Below are 21,255 nucleotides of genomic sequence, written 5' to 3'. Positions count from 1 at the left end.
TGCGGTGCGTGACGTCAAGCCTCTGGCCGCGTCCAGATCCAGCTCCCCGTTACCGCCGCCGCAATCACCGGCAGCATGACCCACGGCCAGGGCGACAGGATCGCCGCCAGCACGATACTCGCGGCGAACGCGACAGTCGCCGCAACCTTGCCTTTGCGGCTGATCGCGCCCTTCTCACGCCAGGCGACGATATGATGTCCGAAATGCGGATGGTTCAGCAGCCACGCCTCGAGCCGCGGCGACGAATTGGCGAAGCAGAAGGCCGCAAGGATGACGAACGGCACCGTCGGCAGCAGCGGCAGGAACGCACCGATCGCGCCGAGTCCCAGCGAAGCCCAGCCTGCGACCAGATAGAAGTGCCGTTTCATCGCAGGCTGGCTTAGCGGAAATCGCCAACAACAAAACCCCTCCCGCTTGCGGGAGGGGCAGTGAGACTTGCAAGCTTGCTTGCTAGTCGCAGCGGGGAGGGCTCGGTGCGCCCACCTTCCGCCTTTTGAACAGGATCACCCCCGCCCGATCAGTTTCTGCGCCATCCGGTCGGCCACGACTGACGCAGGCGTCCCGCTCGCCTTGCTCTCAGCCCATATCTCGGCCAGCCGCCCCGGGATCAGGTGGATGCGGCTCTCGACCTCGTCCTGGCTACCCTGCCCCAGATATTCCAGCGCGACGTTGATGATGCCGCCCGCGTTGATCACATAGTCGGGGGCATAGACGATGCCGCGATCGTGCACGCGCTGGCCGTCGGCCGCGGTCGCCAGCTGGTTGTTCGCGCCGCCCGCGATGATCGGCACGCGCAGCTTCTCGATGCTGCGCTCGGTCAGGATCGCGCCGAGCGCATTGGGGCTCAGCACGTCGGCCTCGATCTCCATGATCGCCGCCGAATCGGCGAGCTCGGCGCCCAGCTCTTCGGCCAGCGCCTTGGCGCGTGCCAGATTGACGTCGGCGAGGGTCAGCTTCGCGCCCTCGGCCGCCAGCCGCCGCGCGACCCCGCCGCCGACGCTGCCGACGCCCTGTATCGCGACGCGCACGCCCGCCGCGCTGTCGGTGCCGAGGCCTTCGCGAATCGCCGCCTTGATCCCCAGATAGACGCCCAGCGCGGTGAACGGCCCCGGATCGCCGCCGGCTTCGCCGCTCGCGACGGGCAGCCCGCTGACATGCTTCGTCTGCTTCGAAATCTCGACCATGTCGGCGTCGGTGATCCCGACGTCCTCGGCGGTCACATAGGCGCCGCCGAGCGAATCGACCGCGCGGCCGAATGCTGCGAGCAGTTCGGGCGTCTTGGCGCCATTCTCCTCGGCCAGGATCACGCCCTTGCCGCCGCCCATCGGCAGGCCGGCCATCGCATTCTTGTAGCTCATGCCGCGCGACAGGCGCAGCGCATCGGTGATCGCCGCCGCGCGCTGCGGATAATGCCAATAGCGCACCCCGCCCGCGCCGGGGCCGAGGTGCGTCGAATGGACCGCGATGACCGCGGTCAGCCCGCTCGCCCGATCGCGGAACATGTGGACATGCTCATGATCGTCGAAATCGGCGAAATCCCAGACAGCAGACATGCGCGACTCCTCGCGTTAGAAAATTACGTTAGGGCGTAATAATCCGTCATGGAGCAAGTGTCACCCCAAATCCCGCATATGCGCAATGATGGTGAAAATGGGGCGACCAACGGGGCTCGAACCCGCGACCTCCGGTACCACAAACCGGCGCTCTAACCAACTGAGCTATGGTCGCCACACGCCCGGCGAAACCGCCTGCGACAGCGCGCGGCGATAGGCGCGCACCCCTTGTTCGTCAAGCATTGTTCGCATGGCCCCGCCCCACTAAAAGCGCGCCATGGCTGGCAACGATCATGTCGACATGGCGACCTCGGGCGCCGACCGCACCGCGGACCGGCTCTCCGCCGTCCCCGGCATCCGCCGCGCGCCTTCGCCGAAACTGCAGCAGTTCATGCTGACGCGCTTTCTCGATGCCGACACATGCGCCGCGCTGATGGCCCTGATCGACGGCGACGCGCGCCCCTCGACGATCGCCGATCCGAACGGCGACGAAGCCTTCCGCACCAGCTCGACCTGCGATCTCGACCACCGCAATCCGATTGTCGTCGCGGTGAACAACCGACTCCACGATCTCACCGGCATCCCGCTCGAATATGGCGAGCCGCTGCAGGGACAACGTTACGACGTCGGCGAGGAGTTCAAGGCGCACACCGACTATTTCGATCCCGGCGGCGCCGACTGGGAAACCTATTGCGCGATACCCGGCCAGCGGAGCTGGACATTGATGATCTACCTCAACGAGCCGCCCGCAGGCGGCGCAACGCGCTTCCTTGCGACCGGAAAGATGCACCAGCCCGAAGCCGGCAAGCTACTGGCCTGGAACAATGTCCGCCCCGACGGCACGGTGAACCCCGACACGCTCCATCACGGGATGAAGGTGCGCAAGGGGCGCAAATATATCATCACCAAATGGTTCCGCGAACGCCCCTGGCCGTGGGCGGAGGGGGAACTGGGCTGAGTGAACCCCGGCGAAAGCCGAGGCCCATTCGCAGCGGACTTTATCTGTGCTCCGGCTTTCGCCGGGGCACCAGATTACCGAACCAACCGATACTGGAAGCTGAGCGTCAGCGTATTGGCAACCTGCCCCGGCTCGACCGGCGTCGCTTTGCCCGCCGCGTCCATCGCCTGCAGGCGCACCATCGGCATCGGCGGCTGCGGCCCGCCGAAGCTACCTTCGCTGATCGACACCAGCTCGGCGCCGCGATAGCCCGCAAGCCGCGCATAGTCCGCCGCCTTGGCCTCGGCCGCCTTGATCGCGCTGCCGCGTGCGCCAACGAGCTGCGCGTCGGGATCCTTCATCGCGAACCACGGGCCGTCGACATTGGTGCCGCCCGCCGCGACCAGCGCATCGAGCAGCGGCCCGATGTCGTCGATCCTGGGCGTCGTCGCGCGAACGCTGTTCGACACCTGATAGCCGATAAAGCGCGGCGGCTGGCCGTTGCCGTTGTTGCTGTAATCATATTGCGGCGACAGGTTGATGCCGCTCGTCTGGATGTCTTCGGCCTTGATCCCCTTCGACTTGGCGGCGGCAATCAGCTTGTCCATCGCTGCAGCATTGAGGCGCATCGCCTCGACCGCGGTCAGTGCGGTCGTCGTCACCCCGGCGCCGACGGTCGCCTGATCGGGGCGCGAGCGCACTTCCTCGCTCACGCTGAAGGACAGCATCGGACCCTGCGTCGTAGCTGTCGTCACCGTCGAACCTCCTTGCTGCGCGATGGCCGGCGTCGCGGCCGCCAGCACCAGGCCCGCAGCCATAGCGGTGAGCATTTGCTTCGTCATTTCATTCTCCTGTGAACCGGTGTTCCGGCCTTGTGTGATCCCGCCCCTCCAACGCTGACGGAGCGGGTGCGTTCCGGCCTTTGCTCTGTCGGCGCTTGCATGATGCTGAACGCGCCAGTAGCGAGCCGTTCATCATGGCTGCCCCCATTCTCTCTTACGAAGGCGTCGGTCTGGTTCAGGGCTCAGGCTGGCTGTTCCAGGATCTCGACATCTATATCGGCGAACGCGACCGGCTCGCGCTGATCGGCCGCAACGGCGCGGGCAAGACGACCTTGCTCAAACTGCTCGCCGGCCGCATCGAACCCGACAAGGGCAAGCGCACGATCGTCCCCGGCACGCATGTCGTGCTGCTCGAGCAAGAGCCCGACTTCCGCGGTTTCGCGACGCTGATGGACTATGCCATCGCCGGCCCGGACGCCCCGCCCGAGCATGAGGTCGCGGCCATTGCCGACCAGCTCGGCATCGACATGGGACGCGAGGCCTCGAGTGCCTCGGGCGGCGAACGCCGCCGCGCCGCGATCGCCCGCGCGCTCGCACAGAATCCCGACGTGCTGCTCCTCGACGAGCCGACGAACCACCTCGACCTCGCGGCGATCGACTGGCTCGAAAGCTGGCTCGCGCGCTATAGCGGTGCCTTCGTCGCGATCAGCCACGACCGGACCTTTCTGACCCGCCTGACACGCCAGACCTTGTGGCTCGACCGCGGCAGCATCCGCCGCAAGGAAATCGGCTTCGGCGGCTTCGACGCATGGATGGAGGCGGTGTTCGCCGAGGAAGCGCGCGCCGCCGAAAAGCTCGACGCAAAGCTCCGGCTCGAGGCGCATTGGCTCGAACGCGGCGTCACCGCGCGCCGCAAGCGCAACCAGGGCCGCCTCGAAAAGCTGCACGAAATGCGCGCGACCCGCGCCGCGATGATGGGCGGCCCCGGCGTCGCCAAGCTCGGCCTAGCCAACGACGACGTCCGCTCGAAATCGGTGATCACCGCCGACCATATCACAAAGCGCTTCGGCGACCGCACGATCATCAGGGACTTCACCTTCCGCGTTCAGCGCGGCGACCGCATCGGCATTGTCGGCGCGAACGGTGCGGGCAAGTCGACCTTGCTCAAGCTGCTCACCGGCGAAATCCAGCCCGACGAGGGTAGCGTCACCCTCGCCCCGACGCTCGACGGCATCGTCATCGACCAGCAGCGCAGCCTGCTCGCCCCCGACAAGACCGTTCGCGACATTCTCGCCGACGGCGGCGACTGGATCGAGGTGCGCGGGGTCAAGAAGCATGTGCAGGGCTATCTCAAGGACTTCCTGTTCGAGCCCGGGGTCGCCAATGCCAGCGTCGGCGCGCTTTCGGGCGGCGAACGCTCGCGGCTCTTGCTGGCGCGCGAATTCGCCCGCGAATCGAACCTGCTCGTTCTCGACGAGCCGACGAACGACCTCGACCTCGAAACGCTCGACCTGTTGCAGGAGGTTATCGCGGATTACGAAGGCACCGTCCTCCTCGTCAGCCACGACCGCGACTTCCTCGACCGCACCGTTACGGTGACGCTCGGCCTCGACGGATCGGGCAAGGTCGACATCGTCGCCGGCGGCTACGCCGACTGGGAAGCGAAGCGCGTGAAGCCCGCCGCGGCGAAAGCCAAGGCCGCGGCCGGCGAAACCACGCCTCCCCCGCCGCAGGCGCGCAAGAAGCTGAGCTACAAGGACCAGCGCGACTACGACCTGCTCCCCGCCCGGATCGAGGAGATCGAGAAGGAAATGGCGGCCATCGAAACCGAACTCTCCGACGGCAGCCTGTTCGCGCGCGACAACACGCGCTTCAACGCGCTGACGGCAAAGCTCGACAAGCTGCGCGATGACAAAGCGGCAGCCGAGGATCGCTGGCTGGCACTGGCGGAAGAGGTCGAAGCGCTGGGCTAACGTCCGCTTTGGGGTGGTGAGCGGACGTTCGCTGATCCTCATTCGTCATCCCGGACTTGATCCGGGATCCACGGCGGCGGCGAAGTCATGGACCCCGGATCAAGTCCGGGGTGACGATGAAGGAATTATCCTCCCTGTGGCGCAGCCATGGGGAGGGGGACCGTCGCCGCAGGCGATGGTGGAGGGGCGGCCGCGGCCGCGCCACTTGCCCCTCCGTCAGCGCTTCGCGCTGCCACCTCCCTATGCCTGCGGCACAGGGAGGATCAATGTCCGCAATCGGTCGTTAGCTGCCATTTGCTGTTTTCGTCATCCCGGACTTGATCCGGGATCCATCGCAGCGCTGAAGTCATGGATCCCGGATCAAGTCCGGGATGACGATGTAAATTACGGCGGCTTCCGGTTGTTTGCAGTCGTAATGTGGACCCCGGCGAAAGCCGGGGCCCATGAAGCAAGCGCAGCGCTCGTTGTCTGGATCCCGGCTTTCGCCGGGAATCACCAAGGCCGCAACCAGCCGAAAGCGATCATCGACATCCTCACCCCGTCCCGTAAAACCGCGCCAGCCGGTCGAGCGCCAGCCCCAGTACCAGCTTCCCCGACCGCGTGGGCCAGCCCAGCGCCTTCTCCGCCCCTCCGATCCCCTCTCCAGCACACACAACGCGCCAGCAGATATCGGCAAGCCCCGGCCCGACATGGTCGATCGCCGCGTGAAAGCGCCGGTGCGCGTCGATCCGTGCCAGCGACGCATCCGAAGCCCGCGCTCCGCCACGCCCCTTTGCCGGCGGCGCGGTGTCCCACCGCATCGTCACCCGCGCCGCCAGCCCCGCGCGCTCGTAATCGGCGCGCAGCCGCTCGCCCGCGTGCAATTGCTCCGGCGTCAGCATCCCGCGCGACGCCAGCCAGGCGATCGGACTTTCCGCCACATTGACCGTGACATGCCGCATCACCTGCGGCCCCGCCTTGTCCGGATCGATCCGGTCGTTGGGATGGATGCGCGTTTCGAGGCGGCGTGCAGTCATGCGATTCTCCTGTCTTGCACGACCGGCTTGACATTGGATTATTTTGTAGGAAAGAAGAAACCGATTTGGTTATTGGGGGATAGGCAATGATCAACAGCATCCGCGCCGTGCGTCGTGCCAAGGGGCTGACGCTTGAAGAAGTCGGGCAGCGCTGCGATCCGCCGACGACCGCGCAGACGATCGGCCGCCTCGAAACCGGCACGCGAACGCTGTCATTGGGCTGGATGAACCGCATCGCCAAGGCGCTGGGGGTCGAAGCCGCCGAGCTCGTCCAATTGCCGCAGGATACGCAGCTCACCATTACCGCGCACCTCGGCGCCGACGGTGCCCAGGCGCCGACGCGGGTCGAACAGGCGCTCACCGCGCGTCCGGGCGAGGATATGGTCGCCATACGCGTGACCTCGTCGATCGGCGATTATCGCGCGGGCGATGAAATCTGGTGCCGCCGGATCGAGGGAGATTGGACGAGCGCGCTCAACCGCGACATCCTCGTTCCCCGCCCGGCCGGCCGCTTCTTCTTCGCGCGCCTGCTCAACGTCGACGGCGAAAAGCTCCACCTGCTCCCGCTCGGCACCGGTCAACGCCAGCAGGTCGTGAGCAACCCGCCATGGGCGGCGATCGCGGTTAGATTGATCCGGACGTTGTGATCCTGAAGCCCGTCATTGCGAGCGAAGCGAAGGAATCCAGAGCGGTTTACGCACAGTCTGGATTGCTTCGCTTCGCTCGCAATGACGAAAAGGTGGATGGGCGAGTATGACTTCGCCTCTTCGCGTCCTGTCGATCGCCACCCTCTTCCCTGACGCTGCGCGGCCGAACTTCGGCCTGTTCGTCGAGAGGAGTCTGCGCGCGCTCGCCGTGCAGCCCTGCATCGACCTGACCGTCATCGCACCCGTCGGACTCCCGCCCTTCCCGCTTTCGCTGCACGAGCGCTACCGTGCTCTCCGCGCATTGCCGCACGCCGAGCAATGGAACGGTCTCACCGTCCATCGCCCACGCTTTACGCTGATCCCGCGCTACGGCGCGCGTCTCAACCCTGCGAAGGTCGCACGCGCCGTCCTGTCGGCCGTCCGAGGCCAGTCGTTCGACGTCGTCGACGCGCAATTCTTTTACCCCGACGGCCCAGCAGCGATGCGTATCGCCGACGCGCTGGGCCTCCCCTTCTCCGCGAAGGCGCGCGGCGCCGACATCAGCCATTTCGGCCATGACCCGGCGACGAAGGCCCAGGTCCTCGAAGCGGGAAATCGCGCCGCAGGCCTGCTCGCCGTCTCCGATGCGATGCGGCGCGACATGGCCGCGATCGGCATCGATCCGGACAAGATCGCCGTTCACTATACAGGGATCGATACGGCCCGGTTCCATCCGGCGGACCGCGCCGCCGCGCGCGCCGCGCTCGGGATGGGTGAGGAACCCGCGATCGCAACTATCGGTGCCCTCATTCCGCGCAAGGGGCAGGCGCTCGTCATTGAAGCCCTGAAGTCACTTCCAGGCGTCCATTACTGGCTGGCGGGTGCGGGCGAAGAGGAAGCCCGCTACCGCGCACTCGCCCAGCGGCTGGGCGTCTCAGACCGCGTCCATCTGATGGGTCCGGTCGCCAACGCCGACCTGCCGATGCTCTATAGCGCCGCCGACATCGTCGTCATGCCATCGGCGAGCGAAGGGCTGGCCAATGCGTGGGTAGAGGCGCTCGCCTGCGGCACCCCCATCGTCATCAGCAACGCGGGCGGCGGCGCCGAACTCGTCACCGCTCCCGTTGCCGGGCGCATCGTCGACCGCACCCCACAAGCGATTGCCGACGCGGTCCGCGCGCTGCTTGCCGCGCCGCCATCACCGGCAGACGTCGCCGCCACGCTGGGCGGCCGCTTCGACTGGGACCGAAACGGCCGCGAGCTGGCGGAACATCTCCGCCGCTGCGCCGGCCGTTAGCCGATCATACCACTGCGCCGTCATCCTTGCGCGTCACGCGCTCGGCGCCTTCGTTCGCAGCGGTCGTGCGCGGTATGAAGCTGTCAGAGCCGACCTTCAGCCACACCAGCACCGGCGTCGACATCAGGATCGACGAATAGGTGCCGACGAACACGCCGAACAGCATCGCCGCGGTGAAACCGAAAATCACGTCGGGACCGAAGATCAGCAGCATCGCGAGCGCCAGCATCACCGAAACGCTCGTCATCACCGTGCGCGACAGCGTCTCGTTGATGCTGAGGTTCAGAAGCGGCACGATGTCCATCTTGCGATATTTCTTCAGATTTTCGCGCACGCGGTCGTACACCACGATCGTGTCGTTCAGCGAATAGCCGACGATGGTGAGCAGCGCCGCGATGCTGTTCAGGTCGAACTGCAATTGCGTCACCGCAAAGAAACCAAAGGTCAGCGCGACTTCGTGAAACAGGCGGCCCAATGCGCCGACACCGAACTGCCATTCGAAGCGGATCCAGATATAGATCGAGATGCCGAGCATCGCGAGCGCGAGGCTCAGCGCGCCGGTGCTGATAAGCTCGCCCGACACCTTGCCCGACACGGTTTCGACCGACCCGGTATGCGCGGTCGGGAACGCTTTCTGGATGCCCGCGACCAGCTGCTTACCCGCGCGGTCGGCGACGGTCTTGTCGCCCTCGGGCAGCGCGGTGCGGATCGACACCGCCTTGTCCGATCCGAACTGCTGGATCGTCGGCTCGCCGAGGCCGATCGCGCTGACCTTTTCGCGGATCTGATCGATCGGCGGCATCGTCCCGTTGAATTCGACGCGCACCGACTGGCCGCCGACGAAATCGACGCCGAGGTTCAGCCCCTTGACCGCGACGAGCGCGATCGAGATGGCGACGAGGATGAAGCTCATGGCCGAAGCAAGCTTCCGCCATTTCAGGAAATCAATGTTCGTGTCGTCGGGGACGAGTTTCAGCAAACGCATGATGTCGCCCTTTCCTTAAATGTTGATCGACGCCGGACGCGTCTTGTGCAGCCAGCGCGACGCGAACAGGCGCGTGACGGTGACCGCGGTGAAGACGCTGGTGACGATGCCGATGGTCAGCACGACGGCAAAGCCCTTGATCGGACCCGAGCCGAACCAGAACATCAGCGATGCCGCGATGACGTTGGTGACGTTGGCGTCGAAGATCGCGCGGCTTGCTTCCGAATAGCCGAGTTCGACCGCCTGGAAGACGCGCCGCCCGCGATGCAATTCCTCGCGGATACGCTCGTTGATCAGCACGTTCGCGTCGACCGCGGCGCCGATCGTCAGCACGAAGCCCGCGATACCCGGCAGGGTCAGCGTCGCGTTGAACGCCGCCATGATCGCGATGATCAGGAAGATGTTGAAGAACAGCGCGACGTTGGCATAGACGCCGAAACGGCCATAGACGAGCACCATCAGCGTCAGCACCGAAACGGTCGCGACGATCCCCGCGATGATACCCTTGCGGATCGAATCGGCGCCGAGTTCGGGCGTGACCGTCCGTTCCTCGACCACCGTCATCTTCACCGGCAACGCACCCGAACGCAGCGAGATCGCGAGGTTGTTCGCGGTCGCGACGGTAAAGCTGCCCGAAATCTGGGCGCTGCCGCCGAGGATCGGTTCGTTGATCGACGGCGCCGACAGCACGCGGCCGTCGAGGACCATCGCAAAGCGCTTGCCGACATTCTGCGCGGTGACCTTGGCAAAGGTCGCCGAGCCGCCCGAATCGAAACGGATGTTGACGACCGGCTGCCCCGACTGCCCGTCATAGCCCTGCTTGGCGTCGAGCAGCTGCTCGCCGCTGATCATAACCTGGCGGCGCAGCACTTCATAGGGGGCGCCGCCCGCGTTCGCGCCCTCGGCATAGGGCACGATCTCGCTGCCCACCGGCACACGGCCCGCGGCAACCTCGGCGGGGTCGGCGTTGGCGTCGACCATCCGGAATTCGAGGCGCGCGGTCTTCCCGATCAGGTCTTTCAGCTGCTGCGGATCCTGCAGGCCCGGCACCTGCACGACGATGCGGTCGTCGCCCTGCCGGATGATCGTCGGCTCGCGCGTGCCCAGCGCGTTGACGCGCTTGTCGATAATCTCGCGCGCCGTATCCATCGCATTCTTGATCGCCTCCGTCTGACCGGCGGCCGTCGGCGTCATCACGATCCGCGTCGTATCGATAACGTCGATCTGCCAGTCGCGCTGCCCCGTTGCAATGGGGGCGCCGCCGGTCTCGTTGAATAGCCGGTCGCGCGCCGCGTCGAGCTGTCGCTGGTCGCGAACGAGGAAGCTGATCTTGCCGCCCGCGGTCGACAGTTCGCCTATCGCGATATCGTCGTCGGGTCCGCGCTCGCCGCGCATCGCGGTGCGCACCGTCTTTTCCATGTTCGCGAGTTGCGTCTTCTGCAGGTCGGCGACGTCGGCCTCGAGCAGCAGGTGGCTGCCGCCGGCAAGGTCAAGGCCCAGATTGACCTTGATCTGCGCAATGCCCGGCAGGCTCTCGAACGTCTTGGACGGCAGGAAACTGGGAATGGAAAAAAGGATACCGAGCAGCAGGATGATGCTGATGCCGATGGTTTTCCAGCGCGGGAAATCGAGCATAGGGGGATTCCGGTTGGTCTGGGCGCTGCCAAGCGGGCGGCGCCGGAACGTCAGTCGTTCGCGGGCTTGCCGCCGGGCGCCAGCACGTCGGACAGGGTCGATTTCACGACCTTGATCTTGACGCCCTGCGCGATTTCGACATCGGCAAATTCATCGTCGACGCGCGTCACCTTGCCGACGATTCCGCCGCCGGTCACGACCTGGTCGCGCGGCTTCACCGCGGCGATCTTGTTGCGATGTTCCTTCATCCGCACCTGCTGCGGGCGAATGAGGAAGAACCAGAAAACGACGAAGATCAGCAGATAGGGCACCAGCATGATGAAACCGGCGGCCCCGCCCCCGGAGCCAGCCGCCTGGGTCAGAAGCAAATTAGTCGACATGAACGAAAGACTTTCTCTTTGCAGCGGCACCCGTCCAGCGGAACGGGCGGGCACAATAATGGCGCGGCGCCTATCACGCGGGGAATATGGACGCAACCGCTCGCTGCGCAGCCTCCCCCGCCAGACCCGTCCCACATGGGGGCCGCCGCCGACAGATCAAGGCGGTAGCGGCCATGGCATCGCCGCACCCGCCGCCGGTCGACTTTGCTCAGGAGAGCCTTGCATCGTTTGCCAACCCGCGCTAGGGGCCACGCCTGCCCAATCGGGCCGGTCGGGACGTAGCGCAGCCTGGTAGCGCATCACACTGGGGGTGTGGGGGTCGGAGGTTCGAATCCTCTCGTCCCGACCAATTTCACCGCAAGACTGCGGTTTGCACGGAAAGCGTGAACAACGATGCAGGCAAGCGCGCTGATCGTCGTCGCAGCTTTCCTCACCTCCATCCTTTCGGGCGTTTTCGGCATGGCCGGGGGCATCGTCTTCATGGGCGTGCTCACCTGGCTCTTGCCCCCCGCACTCGCGCTCGCGCTGCACGGTGTCATCCAGTTCGCGTCGAACACCTGGCGCTTTCTGCTCCACCGGCGGCACATCGCGTGGCCGGTGCTGGTCTGGTTCGGGCTCGGATCAGCCGCGTCGCTCGCGCTCTTCTCTGTCATCCTGTTCGCGCCGACCAAATTCCTCGTTTTCCTCGGACTCGGCCTGACCCCGATCCTCGTCTGGCTTCCCGAACGCTGGATCCGGCTCGACGCCAGCAAACGCTCGCACGCGGTCGCAGGCGGCTTCGTCGCGAACGCCATCTCGCTGATCTCGGGTGTCTCCGGGCCGGTAAGCGACCTGCTGTTCGTCAACACTATGCTGAACCGGCATCAGGTCGTCGCGACCAAGGCGGTGATGCAGGCGATGGGCCATGCCTCGAAGATTCTCGTTTACGGCGGCCTGCTGGTCAGCGCCGAAGGGCGCGAAGCGCTCGCACTTCCCGCCACCCTCGTCGCCGTCGCGGCGTCGATGGCCGGGATCAGTGTCGGAGGCATCATCCTCGACCGGATCAGCGACGCGCAGTTCCGCCTCATCCGCCGCTGGCTGGTGACGCTCGTCGGGCTCGCCTTTCTCGTTCAGGCGATCCGGATCGCGGTCGCCTGAGGGCGGCGCCCCTCTTCGGGACGCCGCCCTCGGCACCGGTCAGTTGGCGTCCTGCGCCGGCGCGTCGCCCTGCGGTGCTTCGGGCGGCGGCGCCGAGGCACGGGCGCTGCGCATCGCCTCGATCTCGCTCTTGTCGACGAAGCCGTCGCCATTGGCGTCGAGATGCTTGAAGAAAATGTCGATCTTTTCGGGCGCCGCGAGCGATGCGTCGCCCTGTTTCTCGGCCCGCATCTTGGCCATTTTCGTGATCTCGGCCTTGTCGAGCTTGCCATCGCCATTGGCGTCGATCATTGCGAAAATACGCCCGCCGTCGTGCGGCGGCTGGGCATGGGCCGCGGGAGCGATAAGCGCCAGCGGCGCGGCAATCAGAATCCGTTTCTTCACAAATCGTCCTTTATCGATGGGCGGCGCTGCCGCCAGATACCCTGAACAGGTGCACCCCGGACGCTCCATGGCGCGGCGATTGTCGCAAAACTATGCCGGATGCGGCGGGGCGTTCCCCGCGCCCGTCCGGTGATCGAGCATCAGGGGCGCAACACGACCTTCCCCACCGCCTCGCGCTTCTCGAGCATCGCAAAAGCCTCCCGCCAGTCGGCCAGATCGAGCACGGCGTGGACATGCGGCCGGATCCTGCCCGCTGTCGCCAGCGCATCCACCGCCGCGACATTCTCGGCCCCGCGCCCGGGAAAGCGCCGCCCATATTCGCCCGCACGAACGCCAACGACCGAGAATCCCTTGATCAGCGGCATATTGACCGACACCTCGGGAATGCGGCCCGACGCAAAGCCGATCACGAGCAGCCTCCCGCCGAACGCGATGCAGCGCGTCGATTCGTCGAACACATCGCCGCCCACCGGATCGAAGATCGCATCGGCGCCCTTGCCGCCGGTCAGCGCTTTCACCTCGTCGCGAAAGCCCGGCTCGGCGGCGATCACCGCTTCGGGCGCATAGAGCCGCGTGATCGCCTCGCGCTTCTCCGCGCTGCTCGCCGCTGCGATCACGCGCGCGCCCTGCGCCTTGGCCAGATCGACCGTCGCGAGCCCGACGCCGCCCGCGGCGCCATGCACCAGCACCCATTCGCCGGGTTCGACCCGCGCGCAGCGGACCAGCGCGACATAGGCGGTCAGGTAGGCGACCGGATAGGCCGCCGCCGCCTCCCAGCTCATCGCCTCAGGCTTTGAACGGAGCGCCCCAGCAGGAACAACGGTATATTCGGCCATTGCCCCGAACCGGTTGCCGCCGACCACCGCGTCGCCGACTCTCCAATCGGTGACGCCCGCGCCGACCGCATCGACTTCGCCCGAAAATTCCAGACCCGACACGAAGGGCAGATCGGGCTTCAGTTGATAACCGCCGCGCGTCATCAGCAGGTCGGGGAAATTCACCGCCGCGGCCCGCACGCGAACGCGCACCTCGCCCGCCCCCGGCCCCGGCACCGGAAGGTCGACCAGCCCCGCACCGGCATGGTCGGGCAGCAATTCACGCACCTGCAAAGCCCGCATCGAGAAAGGCCTTTCCTACAATGTACCCATATGGTTCGTTTACGGCACCCGGTAAACCGAAAGGAACGAATCATGCCACGACCCGATCCATCGACCTGCGACGCCGACGCGTTGATCGACGCCGTCATCGACCGCGAAGGTCGATATGTAAACCACCCCGCCGACCGCGGCGGCCCGACCTGCTGGGGAATCACCGAAGCCGTCGCGCGGGCGCAGGGCTATGACGGCTCGATGCGCGACCTGCCGCGCGCCGAGGCCGCGATCATCTATCGCCGCCTCTACTGGCTGCGCCCCGGCTTCGACAAGGTGGCGCTGCGCGCGCCCCGGATCGCCGCCGAACTCTTCGACACCGGCGTCAACATGGGCACCGGCACCGCCGTCGGTTTCCTGCAACGCGCGCTCAATGCGTTCAATCGCGCCGCGCGCGACTATCCCGATATCGCGGTCGATCGCGACATCGGACCGCGCACGCTGTCGGCGCTCGACGGCTTCCTGAAGGCGCGCGGCAAGGGCGGCGAGACCGTCCTGCTGCGTGCGATAGAGGCGCTGCAGGGCGAACGCTACATCGCACTCGCCGAACGCCGTCCCAGCCAGGAGGCGTTTCTCTACGGCTGGCTCGCGAACCGCATCGCGGGCGACTGATGCCCCATCGCGCGTCATTGGGCTGAACTTTACTGAACTTTGAAACCTTGAGGAGCATTGCCATGAGCATCATCGAAGGCCTGATCGGCCCGATCGCCAAGCTGATCGACAAGATCATCCCCGACCCGGAAGCACGCGACCGCGCCAAGCTCGAGCTCTTGAAGCTTGAGGGGAGCCAGGAGATGGAGGCGATCCGCACCCGCATGACCGCGATCGTCGCCGAAGCGAACAGCGCCGACCCCTGGACCAGCCGCGCCCGGCCGAGCTTCCTCTATGTGATGTATGCGCTGCTGCTATGGGCGATCCCGATGGGCCTCATCGCCGCCGCACGGCCCGACATGGCAAAGGGCATCGCCGAGGGAATGAACGCCTATCTCGCGGGTATTCCCGAGCCGCTCTACGCGCTCTTCGGCACCGGCTATCTCGGCTACACCGCCGCACGCGCGTGGGGGAAGGCAAAGGGGGTGGAGAGCTGATTTCCTGCGCCCCGGCGAAAGCCGGGGTCCACGTGGGCAGCGCGGCGTTGCTGGGCCCCGGCTTACGCCGGGCAACATTTACCCCTCCACCACCGCCGCCAGATTCGCCAGCGAACTCGTCAGCCCCGCCACATGATCCTTCGCCGAAATCCCCGGCGGCACGTGATGCGCATCGATCGTCACCAGCGTGCCGCCGCCTTTGCGCGAGAGATACCAGTGGATCGCCATCGTCCCTGAAAAACGCGGATCGTCGGATTCGAACTCGACCTCCCAGACGATCAGCCGCCCGTCGTCGAGCACCGGAATATGGACCTCGACGATATCGGCGTCGTCCTCGCTCTTGGTCTCGATATCCGGGTCGTCGAAGGTCAGCCGCAGGCGGAAACCACCGCCTTCGGTCAGATTGCAATGTTCGAATTCACCCGTCGCCCCCTCGGGCGGCAACCAGCGTGCGAGCTTGTCGGCGCTGGTGAAGGCGGCGAACACATCGACCAGCGGCGCCGCGATCAGCCGTTCGGCATGATCGGTGCGCCGCGTCTTCTTGGTCGGTTTCAACTTGTTCGATTTCAGGCGAGCGCGGCTTTGACCGCGGCGACGGCATCGTTCGCCGCGCCGCCGTTCGGACCGCCACCCTGCGCCATGTCGGGACGGCCGCCGCCGCCCTGCCCGCCGAGCGCCGCGACCGCGGCCTTGACCAGATCGACCGCGCTGTGGCTGCCGGTCCTGTCGTCGGTAACGCCCACGGCGACCGAAGCGCGTCCGTCGGTGACCGCAACCAGCATCGCGACGCCGCTGCCGACCTGCTTCTTCAGGCCGTCGACCGCGCCGCGCAGTTCCTTGGGATCGAGCCCGTCGACGACCTGCGCGAGGAACGCCACATCGCCCACCTGCTCGACCGCCGGGCCCGTCGCCGCGCCGCCGCCGCCGCCCATCGCAAGTACCTTCTTCGCGTCGGCCAGCTCGCGCTCGGCCTTCTTGAGCTGCTCGGCAAGCGCCGCAACGCGCGCCGGCACCTCGTCGGGCGAGGTCTTGAGCGCTGCAGCCGCCGCCTTCAGCGCCTCGTCGCGGCCGTTCAGCCACTGACGCGCCGCTTCGCCGGTCAGCGCCTCGATCCGCCGCACGCCCGACGAGACCGCGCTTTCGCCGACGATCTTGAACAAGGCGATGTCGCCGAGCGCGCGGACGTGCGTCCCACCGCACAGCTCGACCGAATAGTGATGATCGTCCGCCGCGCCCATGCTGAGAACGCGAACCTCGTCACCATATTTCTCGCCGAACAGCGCCATCGCGCCCGCGGCGATCGCATCGTCGGGGGTCATCAGCCGCGTCGTCACCGGCTCGTTGCCGCGGATCTGTGCGTTCACATCGGCTTCGATCTGCGCAATCTCCTCGGCGGACAGCGCCTTGGGGTGCGAGAAGTCGAAGCGGAAGCGATCCTCGGCGACCAGGCTGCCTTTCTGCGTCACATGGCCGCCCAGCCGGTTGCGCAATGCCGCGTGCAGCAGGTGCGTCGCGCTGTGGTTGGCGCGGATGCGATCGCGCCGCGCGGCGTCGACGGTGAGCTGGACCGTATCGCCGACCTTCAGCGTTCCCGCCTCCAGCTTGGCCTGATGCGTGTGCAGGCGGCCGAGCGGCTTGCCGGTGTCGCTCACCGACGCCTTCGCGCCTTCCAGCGTCGCGATCGTCCCCGCGTCGCCCATCTGCCCGCCGCTCTCGCCATAGAAGGGGGTCTGGTTGGTCAGCACGACCACCTCGTCGCCCGCCTTCGCTTCGCCGACCGGCTTGCCGTCCTTGACCAGCCCGATCACGGTCGCCTCGCCCGCGGTCGAGGTATAGCCGGTGAACTCGGTGCTGCCGTTGGCTTCGGCGAGGTCGAACCAGATTTCGTCCGACGCCTTGTCGCCGCTGCCCTTCCAGGCCGCGCGCGCCGCCGCTTTCTGCTGCGCCATCGCCGCGTCGAAGCCTTCACGGTCGACGTTGATGTCGTGCGGCCGCAGCGCATCCTCGGTCAGATCGTAAGGAAAACCATAGGTATCATAGAGCTTGAACGCGACCTCGCCGGGCAGCGTATCGCCTTTGCCCATCTGGGCTGTCGCTTCGTCGAGCAGCCGCAATCCCTTCTCGAGCGTCTGGCGGAACTTGACCTCCTCGCGCTCCAGCGTCTCGGCGATCAGCGGCTGCGCGCGGATCAGCTCGGGATAGGCCGCGCCCATCTCGGCGGTCAGCGACGGCAGCAGCCGATGCATCAACGGATCTTTGGCGCCCAGCAGATGCGCATGACGCATCGCGCGCCGCATGATCCGGCGCAGCACATAACCGCGGCCCTCGTTCGACGGCAGCACGCCGTCGGCGACGAGGAAGCTCGACGCGCGGAGGTGGTCGGCGATCACGCGGTGGCTGGCTTGGCTTCCACCCTCGGCCGGAACACCGGTCAGATCGACCGACGCCGCGATCAGCGCCTTGAACGTATCGGTGTCGTAATTGTCGTGAACGCCCTGCAGCACCGCCGCGATGCGTTCGAGCCCCATGCCGGTGTCGATGCTCGGCCGCGGCAGGTCGACGCGTTCACCGCCGGGCAACTGTTCATATTGCATGAACACCAGGTTCCAGATCTCGACGAAGCGGTCGCCATCCTCCTCGGGCGATCCCGGCGGGCCGCCCCAGATATGGTCGCCATGGTCATAGAAGATTTCGCTGCACGGACCGCACGGCCCGGTGTCGCCCATCGACCAGAAATTGTCGCTGGTCGGGATGCGGATGATGCGATCCTCGGGCAGACCCGCGATCTTGCGCCACAGGTCATAGGCCTCGTCATCGGTGTGATAGACGGTCGCGGTCAGCTTTTCCGGCGGCAGGCCCCAGGTCTTGGTGATCAGGGTCCATGCATGGGCGATCGCCTGTTCCTTGAAATAGTCGCCGAAAGAGAAATTCCCCAGCATTTCAAAGAAGGTGTGATGCCGGGCCGTATAGCCGACATTGTCGAGGTCGTTGTGCTTGCCGCCCGCGCGCACGCACTTCTGCGACGAGGTCGCGGTGCTGTACGGACGCTTCTCCAGCCCCGTGAATACATTCTTGAACGGCACCATGCCCGCGTTGACGAACATCAGCGTCGGGTCGTTGTACGGCACCAGCGGCGCCGACGGCTCGATATGGTGGCCCGCCTCCCCGAAATAGTCGAGGAAAGAGCGGCGAATGTCGTTGGTCGAGGTCATGCGCGCGATCTAGTGCGACACGCCGCGTTTCTCAAGCATTACGAACGAGAAGGTACCGCGCCGTCAGCGCGCGCACAGTCCGTCGAGTTCGTCGTCGGTCAAACCCCGTTGCTCGACCAGCGCGGTCGGAATGAACTGCACGTCATATTGCGAGATGCGATATTCATTCTCGCGCACCCGCTGCACCATGATCCCGCCGCACGTCCCCTCGATCCCCGGATGATCGTCGATCACCGAGAAGAAGGCATAGGCGCCCGGATAGGCAGCCCCCGCCGGATTGTTGCTCCACGTCACGAACTTCGGCGTGAGCGTCCCTGCGCTGCCCGTGCGCCCCTGCGTCGCGCCCTTGACCAGCCCGTCCCAGTCGGCCTTGCTGATCTCGATGATCGGATCCATCATCGCCATGCCAGCAGCATCGCCGCGGTTCAGCCGATCGAGAAAGCGCGTCACGAAGACCGTCACATTCGCGGTCTCCGCCGCGCTTGCGGTCCAATCGGCGGGCACCGGCTTGTACGGATCGGTCGCCGGATCGAAGCAGAAGAAGTTCTGGCGCAGATTCTCGATCAGCATCACGTTGCGCGCCGTGTCGATGCGGCTGTCGAAATAATGCCGGCCAAAGCGGGTTCCGAGCTTGCCGCAGCGACGCACCGCCTCTGCCTGCACTCGTTCCATGACCTTGCCGAAGGCCGCCGATTCAAAGCTGTCGACCGTCGCTGTATAGCCGCGGCCGGGCACCGCATCGATCCGGATTCCCGGCTCGGTAACCGCCAGCATCAATGCCATCGCCAGAAAACTCATGCCGCCCACCCCCTGTTGGCGCCGCGCTCCACGGCGGGGATCATATGGGATCGGGCGGCAAGGCTCGACAAGTCTAATTTCTTCGGGTTGTCTGACCGCCTCAAAAGGAGGTGGCGATGCCCTTGCCGAGATAGCAGGGCAGTTGCTGCAGGACATCGGCCTTCGGCACGCCATCCTCCACCAACTGGGGCGGGACTTCGGACGTGTCGATCCGCACCACGGTGAAGCCGTCGCCCGGTTTCGCGCGGTGAACGACAACATAGCCGCAGTCCATCGTCCCGTCCGCCCGGTCGCCGCGAAAATCGAAGGCGGCGTAAAGCCCCGGGGGCTGTCCGGCAGGGTCGGGATACCAGCTCAACCGCAAAACACGGATCCGGCCATCGGCCCAGATCGCAGCGCGCTTGCGCAGGTTCATTTCCCATTCGAGCCGCGGGTTCGCCGCCTGGAAGGACAGGCGCAGCATCGCATAGGCCGCAGCATAGTCGCGCCGCGCCAGCGCCAGCGTATATTCCGCGAAACGATCAACCGCTCCCTCCTCATCCGCCGCCGTCGGCTTGAAGATCACGCCCCCGGGCACGACCACGTCGCGCTCGACCTCGGGCGCGATCAGCGGCGGCGCGCCGAAAGCCGCCGGGATACCGGAAAGGAGGAAAGCCGACACCAACCACAACCGACCGCCGGGCCGGCGATCAATAGCCATAATAGGCGCCGCCCTTCTCCCGCGCGCGGCGCCACGCCGGCCGGCCGTGGCACGCATTCACGAAATTGGCGAGTTTCGGAAAGCGCTGCGCCAGTCCCTGCATGATTGCGATCTCGGCCGGAAAGCTCAGCATGATGTCGGCGGCGGTCAGATTATCGCCGACGAAATGCCCATCCTCGCTGACCGCGCTTTCCATATAGGCAAAGTGCGAATCGAGTTGCTGCGTGATCCGCGCTTCGAGCGGCGCGGCCGCTTCGCCGAGACGCGCCGTATAAATGCGCAGCAGGATCGGGGTCATCGCCGAGCCTTCGGCAAAATGCATCCATTGCAGGTGGCGGACATGGTCGTCGGTGCCTCGCTGCGGCACCAGTTTCTCACCGCCATGATAGTCGCAGATATATTCGGCGATCGCCGCCGACTCGATGATGATGCGCCCGGCATCCTCCAGCACCGGCGACTTGCCGAGCGGGTGAACCGCGATGAGTTCGGGCGGCGCGAGATTCGTGACAGGGTCGCGATCGTAGAATTTGATTTCGTAGGGCGCGCCAATCTCTTCGAGCAGCCAGAGGATGCGCTGCGAGCGGCTGTTGTTGAGATGGTGGACGATCAGGCTCATCGCTCTCTCCTTCGGGGTCAATTTGGATAGGGTCCGTTGCGGTCGATCAGCGCCGCGAGTTCGCGCACCAACTTCGCGCCGAGGATCGCCGTGACGCCGCCCACGTCGCGGCCGGGATGATGCTCGACGATGTCGGCGCCTACGATCGGTGCGGTCTGCTTGTGGAGGACCGCCAACACCTCGCGGACGGTCAGACCTCCCGGCTCGGGATGCGCGACGCCGGGCGCTTGGGCCGGATCGATCCCGTCGAGGTCGATCGAGATGTAGAGCGGACCTTCGAGTACGGGCACCGCGCCCGGCGTGAACCCGGCCATCGGGACGATCTCGACCCCGAAGCGCTCGGCCTGCTCGCGGCAATGTCTGTTCAGCGTCCGGATGCCGACCTGCACCAGCCGCCCGGCATGGCCAGCCTCGCAAATGCGCGCAAAGGGTGAGGCGTGGCTGCGCGGATTGCCGCCGAAATCGTCGTAGAGATCGGGATGCGCGTCGAAGTGAAGGATGTTGACCGGGCCAAAACAGGTTGCCGCCGCCTCGACGAGCGGAAAGGTCACCGCATGATCGCCGCCGAGCGCCAATGGCACCTCACCATCCTCTTGCAGCATGGTGACGTGGCGCCGGATCGCCGCATCGTCGCGCGCCGTGTCTTCGCTGAGCGGCAGGTCGCCGTCGTCGGCAAAGGCGATATCGACGCCGATCTCGGGCCCAAGCTCGCTCGCCAGATTGCCGCGCTCGCTGCGCAAGGCGGCGCGGATCGCCGCCGGCCCCGCCGCCGCTCCGCGCTCGAAGCTGCTGTTGACGTCGGTGGGCAGGCCGAAAAGACGGATCGCGGGCATGGGCTGCTTGTAGCCGCTGGCGAAGGTCGCGCAAGGCGCTGGTGGTTGAGAATTGGCTCAAGGAAATCGCCATTCCCTGATCACCGGCGAGCAATGGACGGCGGGCGGGCCGACCTGCAGGAGAGGGGCTGCGCAGGTACGGTGCGGTCGCAAGG

Annotated in this window: 22 protein-coding genes and 2 tRNA genes; 8 read left to right on the top strand and 16 right to left on the bottom strand. The window is 66.1% G+C overall.

Going from position 1 to position 21,255, the window contains the following annotated elements; translation table 11 throughout:
- Positions 1–14 precede the first annotated feature (14 nt).
- From QOL79_RS03395 to QOL79_RS03385, 3 genes are all read right to left on the bottom strand, one after another.
- Entirely contained in the window at positions 15–368 is a 354-nt protein-coding gene (locus QOL79_RS03395) for a YbaN family protein (protein ID WP_204993108.1), read from the bottom strand.
- Between the two features lie 135 nt (positions 369–503).
- Positions 504–1,553, bottom strand: a complete 1,050-nt coding sequence (locus QOL79_RS03390; RefSeq protein ID WP_283418620.1) for a Glu/Leu/Phe/Val family dehydrogenase — start codon at positions 1,551–1,553, stop codon at positions 504–506.
- Positions 1,554–1,651: 98 nt separating this feature from the next.
- Positions 1,652–1,728 (bottom strand) — tRNA-His (locus tag QOL79_RS03385).
- A 102-nt stretch (positions 1,729–1,830) separates the two neighbouring features.
- Between QOL79_RS03385 and QOL79_RS03380 the strand changes: the two genes are divergently transcribed.
- The gene (locus tag QOL79_RS03380) at positions 1,831–2,511 is read left to right on the top strand and encodes a prolyl hydroxylase family protein (protein WP_283418619.1); all 681 of its coding nucleotides are present in this window, start codon (positions 1,831–1,833) and stop codon (positions 2,509–2,511) included.
- Between the two features lie 74 nt (positions 2,512–2,585).
- Here the strand turns inward: QOL79_RS03380 and QOL79_RS03375 are convergent, their stop codons facing one another.
- A complete protein-coding gene (locus QOL79_RS03375) occupies positions 2,586–3,332 on the bottom strand; it encodes an SIMPL domain-containing protein (protein WP_283418618.1) in 747 nt (248 codons plus the stop codon).
- A 134-nt stretch (positions 3,333–3,466) separates the two neighbouring features.
- On the opposite strand from QOL79_RS03375, the gene QOL79_RS03370 reads away from it, so the two are divergent.
- Positions 3,467–5,245, top strand: a complete 1,779-nt coding sequence (locus QOL79_RS03370; protein ID WP_283418617.1) for an ABC-F family ATP-binding cassette domain-containing protein — start codon at positions 3,467–3,469, stop codon at positions 5,243–5,245.
- A gap of 533 nt (positions 5,246–5,778) precedes the next feature.
- Here QOL79_RS03370 and QOL79_RS03365 read toward each other — a convergent pair.
- Entirely contained in the window at positions 5,779–6,261 is a 483-nt protein-coding gene (locus QOL79_RS03365; RefSeq protein WP_283418616.1) for a DUF6456 domain-containing protein, read from the bottom strand.
- A gap of 86 nt (positions 6,262–6,347) precedes the next feature.
- On the opposite strand from QOL79_RS03365, the gene QOL79_RS03360 reads away from it, so the two are divergent.
- Both QOL79_RS03360 and QOL79_RS03355 read left to right on the top strand, forming a co-directional pair.
- Positions 6,348–6,908, top strand: a complete 561-nt coding sequence (locus tag QOL79_RS03360) for a helix-turn-helix domain-containing protein (RefSeq protein WP_283418615.1) — start codon at positions 6,348–6,350, stop codon at positions 6,906–6,908.
- A 106-nt stretch (positions 6,909–7,014) separates the two neighbouring features.
- The gene (locus QOL79_RS03355) at positions 7,015–8,184 is read left to right on the top strand and encodes a glycosyltransferase (RefSeq protein WP_283418614.1); all 1,170 of its coding nucleotides are present in this window, start codon (positions 7,015–7,017) and stop codon (positions 8,182–8,184) included.
- Between the two features lie 4 nt (positions 8,185–8,188).
- Here QOL79_RS03355 and secF read toward each other — a convergent pair whose 3' ends face one another.
- Genes secF through yajC form a run of 3 tightly spaced genes read right to left on the bottom strand, consistent with a single transcriptional unit; the run spans position 8,189 to position 11,184 of the window.
- A complete protein-coding gene (gene secF / locus QOL79_RS03350) occupies positions 8,189–9,169 on the bottom strand; it encodes a protein translocase subunit SecF (RefSeq protein ID WP_058457427.1) in 981 nt (326 codons plus the stop codon).
- Positions 9,170–9,184: 15 nt separating this feature from the next.
- Positions 9,185–10,804: a protein translocase subunit SecD gene (gene secD / locus QOL79_RS03345; RefSeq protein ID WP_283418613.1), complete on the bottom strand. Its 1,620-nt coding sequence runs from the start codon at positions 10,802–10,804 to the stop codon at positions 9,185–9,187.
- Positions 10,805–10,854: 50 nt separating this feature from the next.
- Positions 10,855–11,184 carry a preprotein translocase subunit YajC gene (gene yajC / locus QOL79_RS03340; protein WP_058457429.1) on the bottom strand — a complete coding sequence of 110 codons (330 nt, stop codon included), beginning with the start codon at positions 11,182–11,184 and terminating at the stop codon, positions 10,855–10,857.
- 272 nt (positions 11,185–11,456) lie between these two features.
- Between yajC and QOL79_RS03335 the strand changes: the two genes are divergently transcribed.
- Both QOL79_RS03335 and QOL79_RS03330 read left to right on the top strand, forming a co-directional pair.
- Positions 11,457–11,533, top strand: a tRNA-Pro gene (locus QOL79_RS03335).
- A 44-nt stretch (positions 11,534–11,577) separates the two neighbouring features.
- Positions 11,578–12,321: a sulfite exporter TauE/SafE family protein gene (locus QOL79_RS03330; protein ID WP_283418612.1), complete on the top strand. Its 744-nt coding sequence runs from the start codon at positions 11,578–11,580 to the stop codon at positions 12,319–12,321.
- A 39-nt stretch (positions 12,322–12,360) separates the two neighbouring features.
- Here the strand turns inward: QOL79_RS03330 and QOL79_RS03325 are convergent, their stop codons facing one another.
- Both QOL79_RS03325 and QOL79_RS03320 read right to left on the bottom strand, forming a co-directional pair.
- Positions 12,361–12,705 carry an EF-hand domain-containing protein gene (locus QOL79_RS03325; protein WP_283418611.1) on the bottom strand — a complete coding sequence of 115 codons (345 nt, stop codon included), beginning with the start codon at positions 12,703–12,705 and terminating at the stop codon, positions 12,361–12,363.
- A 140-nt stretch (positions 12,706–12,845) separates the two neighbouring features.
- Positions 12,846–13,823 (bottom strand): NADPH:quinone oxidoreductase family protein, encoded by a 978-nt coding sequence (locus tag QOL79_RS03320; RefSeq protein WP_058457435.1) that lies wholly within the window; start codon positions 13,821–13,823, stop codon positions 12,846–12,848.
- Positions 13,824–13,895: 72 nt separating this feature from the next.
- On the opposite strand from QOL79_RS03320, the gene QOL79_RS03315 reads away from it, so the two are divergent.
- Both QOL79_RS03315 and QOL79_RS03310 read left to right on the top strand, forming a co-directional pair.
- Positions 13,896–14,465 (top strand): glycoside hydrolase family 108 protein, encoded by a 570-nt coding sequence (locus QOL79_RS03315; RefSeq protein WP_283418610.1) that lies wholly within the window; start codon positions 13,896–13,898, stop codon positions 14,463–14,465.
- A gap of 62 nt (positions 14,466–14,527) precedes the next feature.
- Positions 14,528–14,941: a holin family protein gene (locus QOL79_RS03310; protein ID WP_215351542.1), complete on the top strand. Its 414-nt coding sequence runs from the start codon at positions 14,528–14,530 to the stop codon at positions 14,939–14,941.
- 78 nt (positions 14,942–15,019) lie between these two features.
- Here QOL79_RS03310 and QOL79_RS03305 read toward each other — a convergent pair whose 3' ends face one another.
- The 6 genes from QOL79_RS03305 to speB form a co-directional block, all read right to left on the bottom strand.
- Positions 15,020–15,496 (bottom strand): SRPBCC family protein, encoded by a 477-nt coding sequence (locus tag QOL79_RS03305; RefSeq protein ID WP_283418609.1) that lies wholly within the window; start codon positions 15,494–15,496, stop codon positions 15,020–15,022.
- 11 nt (positions 15,497–15,507) lie between these two features.
- The gene (gene alaS / locus QOL79_RS03300; RefSeq protein ID WP_283418608.1) at positions 15,508–18,153 is read right to left on the bottom strand and encodes an alanine--tRNA ligase; all 2,646 of its coding nucleotides are present in this window, start codon (positions 18,151–18,153) and stop codon (positions 15,508–15,510) included.
- A 63-nt stretch (positions 18,154–18,216) separates the two neighbouring features.
- Positions 18,217–18,951 carry a hypothetical protein gene (locus QOL79_RS03295; RefSeq protein ID WP_283418607.1) on the bottom strand — a complete coding sequence of 245 codons (735 nt, stop codon included), beginning with the start codon at positions 18,949–18,951 and terminating at the stop codon, positions 18,217–18,219.
- A 100-nt stretch (positions 18,952–19,051) separates the two neighbouring features.
- Positions 19,052–19,651: a hypothetical protein gene (locus tag QOL79_RS03290; protein WP_058457441.1), complete on the bottom strand. Its 600-nt coding sequence runs from the start codon at positions 19,649–19,651 to the stop codon at positions 19,052–19,054.
- Positions 19,641–20,267, bottom strand: a complete 627-nt coding sequence (locus QOL79_RS03285; protein WP_283418606.1) for a glutathione S-transferase family protein — start codon at positions 20,265–20,267, stop codon at positions 19,641–19,643. Before QOL79_RS03285 ends, QOL79_RS03290 begins: the two co-directional genes overlap by 11 nt.
- A 17-nt stretch (positions 20,268–20,284) precedes the next feature.
- A complete protein-coding gene (speB, locus tag QOL79_RS03280; RefSeq protein WP_283418605.1) occupies positions 20,285–21,100 on the bottom strand; it encodes an agmatinase in 816 nt (271 codons plus the stop codon).
- Positions 21,101–21,255: the final 155 nt, after the last annotated feature.

This window comes from Sphingopyxis sp. Geo48, assembly GCF_949769155.1.
Classification (GTDB): domain Bacteria; phylum Pseudomonadota; class Alphaproteobacteria; order Sphingomonadales; family Sphingomonadaceae; genus Sphingopyxis.
The sequence above is the reverse complement of the archived record's forward strand: the minus strand, read 5'-3'. Positions and strand labels throughout refer to the sequence as shown.